General features: G+C 72.2%; 13 protein-coding genes. 6 read left to right on the top strand and 7 right to left on the bottom strand.

Annotation, left to right across the window (positions count from 1 at the left end; genetic code table 11):
- Nucleotides 1-66: 66 nt before the first annotated feature.
- Both BLV05_RS07660 and BLV05_RS07655 read left to right on the top strand, forming a co-directional pair.
- Complete coding sequence (locus BLV05_RS07660) at nucleotides 67-696, top strand: TetR/AcrR family transcriptional regulator (protein WP_046767907.1); 630 nt, start codon at nucleotides 67-69, stop codon at nucleotides 694-696.
- Nucleotides 693-1,286, top strand: a complete 594-nt coding sequence (locus BLV05_RS07655) for a GNAT family N-acetyltransferase (RefSeq protein ID WP_046767906.1) — start codon at nucleotides 693-695, stop codon at nucleotides 1,284-1,286. Before BLV05_RS07660 ends, BLV05_RS07655 begins: the two co-directional genes overlap by 4 nt.
- A 10-nt stretch (nucleotides 1,287-1,296) precedes the next feature.
- Here the strand turns inward: BLV05_RS07655 and BLV05_RS07650 are convergent, their stop codons facing one another.
- The 3 genes from BLV05_RS07650 to fbaA are packed head-to-tail and all read right to left on the bottom strand — an operon-like array spanning nucleotide 1,297 to nucleotide 4,060.
- Nucleotides 1,297-2,583, bottom strand: coding sequence for an adenylosuccinate synthase (locus BLV05_RS07650; RefSeq protein WP_046767905.1), 1,287 nt, complete (start codon nucleotides 2,581-2,583; stop codon nucleotides 1,297-1,299).
- A gap of 44 nt (nucleotides 2,584-2,627) precedes the next feature.
- Nucleotides 2,628-3,038: a DUF3151 domain-containing protein gene (locus BLV05_RS07645; RefSeq protein ID WP_046767904.1), complete on the bottom strand. Its 411-nt coding sequence runs from the start codon at nucleotides 3,036-3,038 to the stop codon at nucleotides 2,628-2,630.
- On the bottom strand, nucleotides 3,038-4,060 hold the full coding sequence (gene fbaA / locus BLV05_RS07640) for a class II fructose-bisphosphate aldolase (RefSeq protein WP_046767903.1): 1,023 nt from the start codon (nucleotides 4,058-4,060) through the stop codon (nucleotides 3,038-3,040). The genes BLV05_RS07645 and fbaA overlap by 1 nt, the downstream gene beginning before the upstream one ends.
- A gap of 206 nt (nucleotides 4,061-4,266) precedes the next feature.
- Here fbaA and BLV05_RS07635 point away from each other — a divergent pair, with 206 nt between their 5' ends.
- From BLV05_RS07635 to BLV05_RS07625, 3 genes are all read left to right on the top strand, one after another.
- Entirely contained in the window at nucleotides 4,267-4,533 is a 267-nt protein-coding gene (locus tag BLV05_RS07635) for an HPr family phosphocarrier protein (RefSeq protein ID WP_046767902.1), read from the top strand.
- A 138-nt stretch (nucleotides 4,534-4,671) separates the two neighbouring features.
- On the top strand, nucleotides 4,672-5,397 hold the full coding sequence (locus BLV05_RS07630) for a FadR/GntR family transcriptional regulator (protein ID WP_052762303.1): 726 nt from the start codon (nucleotides 4,672-4,674) through the stop codon (nucleotides 5,395-5,397).
- A 98-nt stretch (nucleotides 5,398-5,495) separates the two neighbouring features.
- Nucleotides 5,496-7,325, top strand: coding sequence for a pectate lyase family protein (locus tag BLV05_RS07625; protein WP_152690656.1), 1,830 nt, complete (start codon nucleotides 5,496-5,498; stop codon nucleotides 7,323-7,325).
- On the opposite strand, the gene BLV05_RS07620 is transcribed toward BLV05_RS07625, so the two are convergent.
- On the bottom strand, nucleotides 7,322-8,611 hold the full coding sequence (locus BLV05_RS07620) for an MFS transporter (protein ID WP_082155097.1): 1,290 nt from the start codon (nucleotides 8,609-8,611) through the stop codon (nucleotides 7,322-7,324). The two genes, BLV05_RS07625 and BLV05_RS07620, sit on opposite strands and share 4 nt — an antisense overlap.
- A 156-nt stretch (nucleotides 8,612-8,767) precedes the next feature.
- Nucleotides 8,768-9,445, bottom strand: a complete 678-nt coding sequence (locus tag BLV05_RS07615) for a nucleoside/nucleotide kinase family protein (RefSeq protein ID WP_046767899.1) — start codon at nucleotides 9,443-9,445, stop codon at nucleotides 8,768-8,770.
- Nucleotides 9,446-9,544: 99 nt separating this feature from the next.
- Between BLV05_RS07615 and BLV05_RS07610 the strand changes: the two genes are divergently transcribed.
- Nucleotides 9,545-10,159 carry a hypothetical protein gene (locus tag BLV05_RS07610; protein WP_052762302.1) on the top strand — a complete coding sequence of 205 codons (615 nt, stop codon included), beginning with the start codon at nucleotides 9,545-9,547 and terminating at the stop codon, nucleotides 10,157-10,159.
- 29 nt (nucleotides 10,160-10,188) lie between these two features.
- On the opposite strand, the gene BLV05_RS07605 is transcribed toward BLV05_RS07610, so the two are convergent.
- Complete coding sequence (locus tag BLV05_RS07605) at nucleotides 10,189-11,577, bottom strand: HNH endonuclease signature motif containing protein (RefSeq protein ID WP_082155085.1); 1,389 nt, start codon at nucleotides 11,575-11,577, stop codon at nucleotides 10,189-10,191.
- 32 nt (nucleotides 11,578-11,609) lie between these two features.
- Nucleotides 11,610-12,260 carry a class I SAM-dependent methyltransferase gene (locus BLV05_RS07600; RefSeq protein ID WP_046767993.1) on the bottom strand — a complete coding sequence of 217 codons (651 nt, stop codon included), beginning with the start codon at nucleotides 12,258-12,260 and terminating at the stop codon, nucleotides 11,610-11,612.
- Nucleotides 12,261-12,361: the final 101 nt, after the last annotated feature.

Raw genomic sequence — 12,361 nt, 5'->3', positions numbered from 1 at the left:
GGACGGGCGTAAACTTTACGGGTGTCAACTTGCCATCACATGTGGGTAGGTGTCAACATCAACGGGATGTCCGAGTCCACCACGCGGTCGACGTACCACCACGGCGACCTCCGCAACGCGCTGCTCGACGCCGGCGCGCGGCTGGCGGAACGGGGCGGGCCTGACGCCGTCGGGGTCCGGGCCGCGGCCCGCGAGGTCGGCGTCAGCCCCACCGCGGCCTACCGGCACTTCGAGAACGCCGACGACCTCCTGGTCGGCGTGAAGGAGCGCGCGTTCCGGGTGTTGAGCGACGCCATGCACGCGCGGCTGGACACCGTCGCCGACACCGGCGACCCGGGCGAGACCGCGACCCGCCGGCTCGAGGCGCTCGGCCGGGCCTACGTCGACATCGCGCTGGCCGAGCCCGGGATGTTCCGCGCCGCGTTCTGCGAGAAGGGCGTACTGTCCGCCGACGAACCGCCCGAGGCCCTCGTCATGGTCGGGCAGGTGATGGACGAGCTGGTCGCGGCCGGCCGGCTGCCGCCGCAGCGCCGCCCGCTGGCCGAGATAGCGGCGTGGGCGGCCGTGCACGGCGTCGCCCGGCTGGCGCTGGACGGCCCACTGGCCAACGTCGCGCCCGAACTGTTCGCCGCGTCCGTCGACCGCGTCATCGACATGACCGTGCGTGGCCTGACCGGAGAAGGGACCACTGCGTGATCATCCGGCCGTACGAGCCCGCCGACACCGACGCGCTCTACGACATCTGCCTGCGCACCGGCGACAACGGCGGCGACGCCACCGCCCTGTTCGCCGACCCGCGGCTGATCGGCGAGCTGTTCGTCGGACCGTACGTGCGGTACGAGCCGTCGCTGGCGTTCGTCGTCGACGACGGCGCGCCGGCCGGCTACGTGCTGGGCGCGCGCGACACCGTCACGTTCGAGCAGCGCTGCGAGCGTGAGTGGTGGCCGCCGCTGCGCGAGAAGTACCCGCCCGGTTCGTTCCCCGACGGCACCCGCGACGCCTACTACGTCGAGCGGCTGCACGAGTCCCGCACGGCCGACCCGGCCATCGTCGCCGAGTACCCCGCCCACCTGCACATCGACCTGCTCCCCCGCACCCAGGGCCGGGGCATGGGCCGGGCGCTGATGGAGCGGCTGCTGGCCGCCCTGCACGAGGCCGGCGCGCCTGCCGTCCACCTGGGCGTCGGAGCGGCGAACACCCGCGCCATCGCGTTCTACGAGCGCATGGGATTCGCGACGCTGCGCCAGTCGCCGAACGGCCGGACGATGGGCCGCCCGACGAGCTGAGCGTCGCCCGTCAGCGCACGAGGTCGCGGATCGCGACGATCTGCTCGCGGCCCGGCCCGACGCCGACGGCCGAGATGGGGGCCTTGCACATGTCCTCGACGGCCTCGAGGTACCGGCGGGCGGCCGGCGGCAGGTCGTCGAGCGTGCGGGCGCCGCTGATGTCGTCGTCCCAGCCCTCGAAGTACTCGAAGACGGGGACGGCGTGGTGGAACTCGGTCTGCGTCATCGGCATCTCGTCGTGCCGGACGCCGTCGATGTCGTAGGCGACGCAGACCGGCACCGGGTCGTAGCCGGTGAGCACGTCCAGCTTCGTCACGACCAGGTCGGTGGTGCCGTTGATGCGGGTGGCGTAGCGGCCGATGACGGTGTCCAGCCAGCCGCAGCGGCGCGGCCGTCCCGTCGTCGTGCCGAACTCGCCGCCGGCCTTGCGCAGCCGGTCGCCGTCGGCACCGAACAGCTCGGTCGGGAACGGGCCCTCGCCGACCCTCGTGGTGTACGCCTTGAGCACCGCGATGACGCCGTCGATGCGGGTCGGCGGGATGCCCGAGCCGGTGCTGGCACCGCCCGCGGTCGCGTTGGACGACGTGACGAACGGGTAGGTGCCGTGGTCGACGTCGAGCAGGGTGGCCTGGCCGGCCTCCATGATGACGACCTTGCCGTCGGTGAGCGCCTGGTCGAGCAGTAAGGCGGTGTCGGTGACCATGGGCCGCAGCCGGTCGGCGTAGCCCAGGAGCTCGTCGGCCACCTCGTCGACGCTGACGGCCCGGCGGTTGAAGACCTTGACCAGCAGCTGGTTCTTCTGCTCGAGCGCGCCCTCGACCTTCTGCCGCAGGATCTTCTCGTCGAACAGGTCCTGCACCCGCAGCCCGACCCGCGACATCTTGTCGGCGTACGTGGGTCCGATGCCGCGCCCGGTCGTGCCGATGCGCCGCTTGCCGAGGAACCGCTCGGTCACCTTGTCCAGTGTGCGGTTGTACGACGGGATCAGGTGCGCGTTGGCGCTCACGACCAGCCGCGAGGTGTCGATGCCGCGGGCCGCGAGCGCGTCGAGCTCCTCGAACAGCACGGCGAGGTCGACGACGACGCCGTTGCCGATGACCGGCGTGACCCCCGGCGTCAGGATGCCCGACGGCAGCAGGTGCAGCGCGTAGGTCTCACCGTCGATGACGACGGTGTGGCCGGCGTTGTTGCCGCCGTTGAACTTCACGACGTAGTCGACCTGGCCGCCGATCAGGTCGGTGGCCTTGCCTTTGCCTTCGTCGCCCCACTGGGCGCCGACGAGCACGATCGCGGGCATTGGTGGAGATCCCCCTTGGCTGGACGGACCGAGGCTGAGCGCACTCAGCGGAGCGTGTCGGCGGCCTCTTCGCTGGAGTCGCGGAGGAACTCGGCGCACCGGGTGGCCTCGTCGGTCTCGCCGATGGCCTCGGCGGCGCGGCCGAGCGCGTTCAGCGAGCGCAGGAAGCCGCGGTTCGGCTCGTGCGCCCACGGGATGGGGCCGCTGCCCCGCCAGCCGGCCCGGCGCAGCTGGTCCAGCCCGCGGTGGTAGCCGGTGCGGGCGAAGGCATAGGACGTCACCGCGTCGCCCGCCGAGAACGCGCGGTCGGCGAGGTCGGCCCACGCCGCGGAGTACGTCGGGTGCGCCGCCGCCACCGTCGCCGCGTCGACCCCCGACACCAGCGCCTCGCGGGCCGCCGGGTCGTCGGGCAGGAGCGTCTCCGGCGGGCCGGACAGCAGGTTCTCGCCCGGCATCAGCGAATCTTCTGGCCGGCCGAGCGCAGCTGCTGGGTGGCCTCGACGACGCGGGCCGCCAGCCCGGCCTCAGCGGCCTTGCCCCAAGCGCGGGGGTCGTAGGCCTTCTTGTTGCCGACCTCGCCGTCGACCTTCAGCACGCCGTCGTAGTTGGTGAACATGTGCGACACGACGGGACGCGTGAACGCGTACTGGGTGTCGGTGTCGATGTTCATCTTGATGACGCCGTAGTCGACGGCCGCGGCGATCTCTTCGGCGGTGGAGCCGGAGCCGCCGTGGAAGACGAGGTCGAACGGCTTGTCCTTGCCGTAGCGCTCGCCGACCGCCTGCTGGATGTCGCGCAGGATCTCGGGACGCAGCTTGACGTTGCCCGGCTTGTAGACGCCGTGCACGTTGCCGAACGTCAGCGCGACGATGTAGCGGCCGCGCTCCCCCAGGCCCAGCGCCTCGGCGGTGGCCAGGCCGTCCTCGACGGTGGTGTACAGCTTGTCGTTGATCTCGTGGGCGACGCCGTCCTCCTCGCCACCGACAACACCGACCTCGATCTCGAGGATCGTCCTGGCCTCGGCGGCCAGCGCCAGCAGCTCTTCGGCGACCTTGAGGTTCTGGTCCAGCGGCACCGCCGAGCCGTCCCACATGTGCGAGTTGAACAGCGGCGCGGCGCCGTTCTTCACCCGCGCGGTGGACAGCTCCAGCAGCGGCTTCACCCAGTGCTCGACGGCGTCGAGCGGGGCGTGGTCGGTGTGCAGCGCGATCTGCACGTCGTAGCTCTGCGCGACCTCGTACGCGAACGCCGAGAACGCCACGGCGCCGCGGACGCGGTCCTTGACGGTCGGGCCGGAGATGTACTCGGCGCCGCCGGTGGAGATCTGCAGGATGCCGTCGCTCTCGGCGTCGGCGAACCCGCGGATGGCCGCGTTCAGCGTCTGCGACGAGGTCACGTTGATGGCGGGATAGGCGAACGAGCCGGCCTTGGCCCGGTCGATCATCTCGGCATAGACCTCGGGAGTGGCGATGGGCATAGATGCTCCGTTCCGGTCGGACGGCGTACCCAGCCGTCCGGGCTCACGCCCCACGACAACGGGGGGCTCGCATGTCAGGGCCAGTATTCACCGTAACGGGCCGGTAACGCGAAACCGTCCCCTCCGGTCCCGCGGACGGGCGTCCTCCCGGCACCGGCCGATAGGCTGGAGACCGCACAACCCACGACCTCAGCAGAGGAGACGCCGTGCCCGAGCGCACCGCAGTCGTCGCAAGCAAGGCCGGGCTGCACGCCCGGCCCGCAGCGGTCTTCGTCAAGGCCGCCGCGGAACAGCCCACGAAGGTGTCCATCCGCAAGCCCGACGGCGAACCGGTCGACGCCTCCAGCATCCTGTCGATCATGACGCTCGGGGTCGAGCAGGGCGACCAGGTCGTCCTGTCCGCCGAGGGTGAGAAGGCCGACGAAGCCCTCGACACCCTCGTCGCGCTGCTGGAACGCGATCTGGACGAGTAGTAGCCGCAGGCTCGCACGACGCTGCAGGTGGCCCGTCCACCTGCGGCGTCGCTGTTTGTGGGTGGGTCAGGCGGCGCTTGTGGTCGCGGACATTACTCGGTTATCCTACAAATCACCGCCTTGCCGGGAGGAGTTCACGTGGCTCAGGGGGACCAACTCACGCGACTGACGGCGCTGCCGCGGCCGCCGAGTCTGCACGAGTCGGTGCAGACCGCACTGCGCGACTACATCCTCGCCAACGGCCTGCGCGCGGGCGACGGCCTACCGGCCGAGGGCGCGCTGGCCCAGCAGCTCGGCGTCAGCCGCAACTCCGTCCGCGAGGCGGTCAAGGGGCTGGTGTCCCTCGGCATCCTCGAGACCCGGCGCGGCAGCGGGGTGTTCGTCAAGGACTTCTCGCTGTCCCTGCTGATCGACAACCTCCCGTTCAACCTGCTGTTCGACTTCAGCGAGCTGGGCGACCTGCTCGAGGTGCGCCGCGCGGTCGAGAACGACCTCATCGAGCGGGCGGTGCGGAACATGACCGACCCCACCCGGGCCGAGCTCGAGCAGATCCTCACCGAGATGAAGGAGAAGTCCGAGCGCGGCGCCGACGTCCTCGACGAGGACCGCCGCTTCCACCGCACGCTGTTCGCCGACGCCGGCAACGCCGTCGCGCTCAAGCTGCTCGACGCCTTCTGGCTGACCATGAGCCGCGCGGTGGCGCAGCGCTCGGAGATCGCCGACGACCGTCCCGGCGACACCTACCGGCAGCACGACGCCATCTACCGCGCGGTGCTCGGCGGCGACGTCGAGGCCGTGCACGACGCCCTGTCCGCCCACTACGACCCGATCCTGACCCGGCTGGACCGCACCAAGCCGCTCTAGCTCAGCCCAGCCCCGCACCCGGGCGCCGACCCGTCGTGGTCCGCGCTCCGCTGCACCCTGCCCTCTTCCGTTCGCATCGATGCCTTCGAGGAGTTGCCATGTCCGTGTCGCCGTTGACCCGACGTTCGTTGCTGGGAGCCGCCGGAGCGGGAGCGGTGGGCGTCGCCGCCGCGGCGCCCTCGGCCGCGGCCGTGCCGTCAGCGGCAGCCGCGGATCCGGCCGGCAGCGAGGCGCTGACCGTCCCGTCGCGGGCGGCCGCGGAGCAGGCGATCGTCAACGGGCGGGTGCGGGCGCTGCGCACGTTCGGCTACGCCGCGGCCGGCGACGGCGGCGGCGCGCTGTACAGGCGGCTCGACGCCGCGCCGGCCGAGCCGGACCGCTGGCACCTGCACACCCGCGACGGCGCCTGGTGGGAGCTGGCCGACGACGTCGTGTCAGTGAAGGCGCTCGGCGCGGTCGGCGACTACGACGTCGAGACCGGCACCGGGACCGACGATACCGAGGCGCTGCAGGCGGCCGCGCGCCGCGGCGGGACGGTGTACGTGCCCGGCACCGACGGCGCGTACCTCACCACCGACTCGATCAGCCTGCTGGCCGACGGCACGCACTGGTTCGGCGACGGGCTGCGGTCGCGGATCACCCTGGTGTCGGGGTCGGGTGGGGCGGGCGAGCTGCTGGGCATCCACGGCGCGGCGCCGTCGACGCCGGCCGGGCCGCCGCAGTGGTACGTCCAGGGCGTCCGGGTCAGCGGCCTGCACCTCGACACCAGCAACGGGGCGAACGACAACGGCCTGGGCGGCTCGTTCTGCCGCGACGTGCAGCTGGACAACCTCTACTTCTCCCGCATCGGGCGCAAGGCGCTGACGTTCCAGTACCACTGCGCGAACATCCGCGGCCGCGACGTGACGGTGTACGAGGCGGCCACGGAGCCGCGCTCCACCTTCGCCGTCATCAGCATCGAGGGTCAGACCGCCGGCGTCGACCTCAGCTACTACCCCGGCGGCACGACGAGCACCGAGGACCTCGGCGGTGCGGACGTCCACGACATCACCTTCAGCGACATCACCTGCCACACCACCGGCTACAACTACGTGGTCGTCTCCAACGCGCACCGGGTCCGGCTGGCCGACCTCGCCTTCGGCGACACCGCCGGCGCCGGCTCGTTCATCATCTTCACCCGCAAGGTCTGGGACAGCCACGTCCGCGGCGTGCGCGGCGGGAACACGGCCCGCCGGTTCCTCGAGATCGGCGAGCAGGCCGACTCGTGCACGTTCGAGGACTTCCGCTTCGGCGCCACCACGGGCACCGGCGCCGACGGCCGGGCGATCCGGATCGGCGGCACCCGCATCCGCCTCGCCGACGGCGCGTTCCGGCACGGCAACGCGACCCCGCTCGAGGCGATCCAGGTGGCCGGCGCCGACGCCACCATCACCGGCCTGCACGTCGCCGAGTGCGCGTCGCAGTACGTGCTCAACGCGCCGCCGGCCGGGGTGCGGCTCAAGCTCACCGACTCCACGTTCGTCTCCTCGGCCGGTGCGGCGTTCCGGATCAAGGGCGACCACGCGCAGCTGTCCGGCAACCACTTCCGCACCCCGGCCGGCCCGTTCGCCGGGCGGTTCGAGGGTCCCGGCAACGTCTTCACCGGCAACGACGTCGCCGGCGCCGCTCCCGGCCGGCTGGTGGTGACGGCCGAGGGCTCCGTCGTCGCGACGTTGAACACCTTCGAGGCCGGCGCGACCATGACGTTCGACGGCGCCAGCCTCTACGCCAGCGCCGCGTTCGGCAACACCGGGCTGTCCGGCGCGGGCCCGAACCTCGTGCCACTGGCTGGCGGCGCCCTGCACGCCGACGGGTCCGGCGTCCTGCGCATCAAGGGGTCCCGGTTCGGCGCCGACACCGACGGCGTGGTGGTGGGTGGGCAGGGCTAGGGCGCCGGGGTGCGTGGCAGCCGCAGCGCCGCCAGCAGGCCGATCAGCCCGGCCGCGGCGAGCACGGCCATCGCCAGGCCGTAGGCGCGGTCGGGCGTGGCCGTCAGCCCGGCGACCAGGACCGTCCCGGCGATCGCCGTGCCCAGGGTCGAGCCGAGGTTCGACACGCTGCGCGACAGGCCGGAGATCTCGCCCTGGAGGCTCTCGCCGAAGCTGGACTGAACGACGTTGACCGACGGCGTCAGCATCAAGCCCAGCCCGAGGCCGATCACCAGCAGGCCGGGCGCGAATGCCCATACCGACGGCGACCCGATCACCAGCGCCAGCAGCACGCCGACCCCGGTAATCGTCAGGACGAAGCCGGCGACGACCAGCGTCCGCTGTGACCGTCGCCGAGCCAGCCGCTCGGCCGCCAGGGACGACGCCAGCAGGCCGGCCGTGGCGGCGGTGAAGATCAGGCCGGTCTCGATGGCGTCGTACCCGCGGACCACCTGCAGGTACGTCGCGACGACAAAGGACGTGCCGAGCAGCATGAGCCACTGGACACCCTGCGTCACCAGGCCCAGGTTCGCCGTCCGGCTGCCGAACACCGCGGTGGACAGCAGCGGCTCCTCGCCGGAGCGCTCCTTCGCACGGTTCGACAGCACGAACCCCGCGAGCAGCACCGCCCCGACGATCAGCAGCCCGACCATGAGCACGGTGCTGTCGTCGGCCGCCAGGATGCCCATGACCAGCGCCGTCAGCCCGGTCGCCGACAACACCGCGCCGCGCACGTCGAACGGCCGGTCCGGATTCGGCGGCAGCGGGTCGCGCAGGTCGCGGCTGAGCCAGACGATCACGGCGATCACCAGCGCCTGGAACACGAACGCGGCCCGCCAGCTGATCGCCCAGGTGATCAGCCCGCCGATCAGCGGCCCGGCGGCGCCGCCGACCCCGCCCATCGCGCTGATCGCGCCGAACGCCCGCGCCCGCGACGTCACCTCGGTGAACAGCAGCGTCGCCAGGATGTAGACCGGCGGGATCAGCAGCGCCGTCCCGACGCCCTCCAGGATCGAGTTGCCCAGGATCAGCACGCCGAGGCCCGGCGACACCGCGCTCAGCAGCGCGCCGATGCCGTAGATCGTCAGGCCGGCGCGGAAGCAGCGCATCCGGCCGTACTTGTCCGTCAGCTTGCCGCCCGGGATCATCAGCGCGGCCATCACCAGCAGGAAGACGGTGATCGCGACCTGGACGCCCTGCACGCTGGTGTCCAGGTCCGCGCTGATGTCGTTGATCATCACGTTCATGTTCGAGCCGGCGAAGCTGCAGATGAACTGCGCGAGCGCCAGCGGGACCAGGTACCTTCGCAGCGCCTTCGACGGCCGGCCCGACGACGTCGTGTGCTCGGCCACGGTGCACCCCTGCCTTCGATGCTGGCACGGTGGACCGGTCGCGGCCAGGGGTCAGTGGCGGCGGTCTGTGACTATTCTCGGCTCGGCCGGGTCGGTGTGGTCGACGACGAGGTCGGCGCGCTCCAGCGGCCGATCGCGCTCGCGGTAGAGCGCCTGCGCGGGCAGATAGCGCCGGGTGTACCGCTCGACGACCTGCTGGTCGCCGCCGAACAGGGCGCGGTCGCGGACGAGGGCGCGGCGCAGCGTCTCGTCCGGTTCGACGTGCAGGTAGACGCTGAAGTCCCAGGCGTCGCGGAGCTCCGGGCGCAGCAGCATGACCCCGTCGACGATGACGACGGCGTCAGGCGCGGCCTCGGCCGTAGCGCGCGCCGTGGGCCGCCCGGCGCGGTGGTCGAACGTCGACAGCAGGTAGCGCCGGTCGCCGCCCGGGCCGAGCGGCCCCAGCACGCCGTCGCGCACCGCGTCCAGCTCGAACGCGTCGAAGTAGTAGCCCTCGGCCGACAGCGGGCCGCGTCGCGACCGCACCTCGGGCGGCTGGTGGAAGTCGTCGATGCCGACGCGGATGACCGGCCGGGTCGGCCGGGTCAGCCGCATCATCGCGGCCAGGTCGTCGGCGAAGGTCGTCTTCCCGGCCGCGTCCGGCCCGTCGACGGCGACCCGGACCGGGTGGCCCGGGCGCAGCGCGCGCAGCGTCGTCGCGATCGAGTCCAGCAGCCGCTGCCGTTCCATGTCCGCCCTCCCCTGACGTTCGGCGATTGTCCCCTGGAATGTTCCGAGCGCGTGCTAGCCTGCCGCGCGGTTCTGCCCCCTCTTGCTGGGACGTCGCTCATGTCGTTGTCGCTTGTCCGCCGCGCCGCCGTGCTCTCTGCCACGGTGGTCCTCGCCCTGACCGCGTCCGGCTGCGGTTCCTCCGACGACGACGATCCGTCGGCGGGCGGGTCGGACACGCCGTCGGCGCCCTCGTCCGAGGACCCGTCGTCGGACCCGTCGGCCGAGCCGACCGCGGAGCCGTCTGAGACGCCGCCGCCGGCCGCGTCCGACACTCCCACGCCGACGCCCACCGCCGAGGCACCGCCGAACGGCGCCGGGTCGCCGGAGACCACGGAGGCGGCGATCACCCGGTTCGAGACGTTCCTGCACGCGCTCGGCACCGCGGACGTCGCGACGATGTGCGCGATCGCCGGCCCCGCGGCCGCGCAGGCCGAGGCGGACGGCTTCGGCCCGTGCGAGTCGACCATGCCGATCATGGCCTCCATGGTGTCGCCGGAGCAGTCCGCGGCACTGCAGACCGCCACGATCGACCCGGAACTCGTCGACGACAGCACGCCCAGCCAGGTGATCGTCCCGGTCGAGGCCATCGTCGCCGACGCCACCTTCACCGCCGAGGACCTCGGCGACACCGTCCTCGCCTACCAGGACGGCGACTGGTTCATCGTCGACTGACGACGTGGGTTCAGCCGGCCATCCTGGTGTCAGAAGGGTGGCTCGTCGGGCTCCGGCGGATCATGGACCGGCCCGACCCTTGCCGGGCCGACGACGGTGGTGTTGCCGGTGGGGCTGGTCCAGCGGAGGGTGCCAGGCTCCGGCTGGTCGACCACGAACGGGCCGTGGTGCTTGATGAGGTGATGTTTTCGGCACAGCGGGGTCAGGTTCCCAGCGCAGGTCGCACCGCCATCGGCGAATGCTCGAACGTGATCGAGGTCGCAGCGCGTCGCCGGTAGGGCGCAACCGGGCGCCTTACAGGTTCGGTCGCGCAGCAGCACGTGCTCGACGAGATCGTGGGTCGGCGTGTAGCGGGTGCGCCCATGGCTGAGCACGGCGCCGTTCACCGGGTCGGTGCCCAGCCACTGCCAGATTCCCGCGGCGGCCAGCTCACGGGCGACGCGTGCCGGGATGGGTCCGTATCCGGCCAGCTCGCCGGGCTCCTCGCTCAGCCCAGCCAACGTGGTGAGCGGCACCGTGACCTGGACCGCCACCAGCCGCCGGTGCTCGGCGCCCAGCCGCAGGCCCTCGCTCATCTCGCCGGTGGCCAGGGCGGTTGGAGCAAGCTGCACGAGGACGTCGGCGCGACGTTGGTCGCAGGTGCGCGCCCGCGGGTCACCGGCGGCGGTGTCGTGTCGCTTCAAGGCCTTCGCACCGGCGTCGAGCACGGCCTCGAGGGCCGCGGCGTCCTCGGCCCGCATCAGCGCTTCGACCCAGGCCATCCCATCCTCGGCCGGGGACACCCGCACGCGCCGGTCGGCCTCGGCACGGGCACGCCGCTCTTCGGCCTGCTCCGGCGCGAGCCGATGGACCAGTGACTTGAGGCGGCTCCGCAGCTGCCGCGCGTTCAGCTCTCGCACCTGCCGCCCGATGACCGCAGCCTCGACAGCCTCCGCGACGTCACGGTGCTGCCTGCCCAGCTCGGCCAGGATCACCCGCGCGCGGCGTTCGTCGATCTCACCCCGGGCCAGCGCGGCATGCGTGGCCGGGAAGTCGCGCACCAGCTGTACGGACTCGGCCACGAGGTACTCCGCCTGCCCCGACGTCAGCGCCAGCGGGGCGGTCAGTTCCAGGGCCGCACAGGATTCCGAGCACACCGACCGGTAGTCCGATGCGGACGGAGCCGGCGCCAGCTCGGGACGGCACACCAACTCCTCGATCAAGCCGGCCTGCAGCGCCCGCGCCTGCGACATCACCCGCTGACATGACGCGATCAGGCTGCTCAGTTCATCGGCCTTGATCGCCGCCGGGCCGAACTCGTCGGCCGTCGCGAGCTCACTCAGCTCCGCCCTGATGGCAGCAACCACCGACACCCCGGTATTCGACACCGCCTCGTCCGCGTCCAGCATGATGACCATAGGTAGCATTCTATCGCACATGCGTTCTAGCCACAAAGTCGAACTGGGGTCTCTCAGCCGGGTCTGCGGGCAAGGAAGTAGGCGAACGACCGGCCGGCGCCGTTCGGGTTGGGCTCGTCGAGGCGCGCGGTGATCGTCAGGCCGGCGCCCTCGATCAGCGCGGCGATACGCTCGCCCGGCAGCTGGTACCAGTCGTACGAGACCGGGTGCCCGCCGTAGCCCGAGGTCGGCCGCAGGTGCTCGTCCTGGCCGAGGTGCGTGCCCAGCAGCAGGTGACCGCCGGGCGCGAGGGTGCGGCAGAACTCGGCGAACACGGCGGGCAGTCGCTCAGGCGGCAGGTGGTGCGTGGAGTAGTGCGCGAGCAGCCCGCCCAGCCCGCCGTCGGGGAGATCGAGCGCCGTCATGGAGCCGACCGAGAACGGCAGCTCCGGATGCGCCGCGCGGGCCAGCTCGATCATGCGCGGCGAGAGGTCGATGCCGGACACCTCGAGACCGTGGCCGGCCAGCTCGGCCGTCAGCCCGCCCGGGCCGCACCCGACGTCGGCGACCGGGCCCTTGCTCTCGGCCAGCACGATCTCGGCGAACGCCCGCAGCATGGCGCGCCCGAGCGGGCCGAGGCGAGACGGCGGGAAGCGCTCGACGTAGGTGTCGGCGACTGTGTCGTAAGAGGTGCTGACGGCGGCGAGGAAGGCGGGTTCGGTCACGCTGCCGACGCTAGCCGCCGCCACCGACAGCCTCACCCACGGTGAAGAAATCTCCACCCCGAAGACGGGGGTTCGCCGCCGGTCAGAGGGGAGCGAGCAGG

It is taken from the genome of Jiangella alkaliphila (assembly GCF_900105925.1).
Lineage (GTDB): Bacteria > Actinomycetota > Actinomycetes > Jiangellales > Jiangellaceae > Jiangella > Jiangella alkaliphila.
This window is presented reverse-complemented; position numbering and strand designations above follow the sequence as displayed.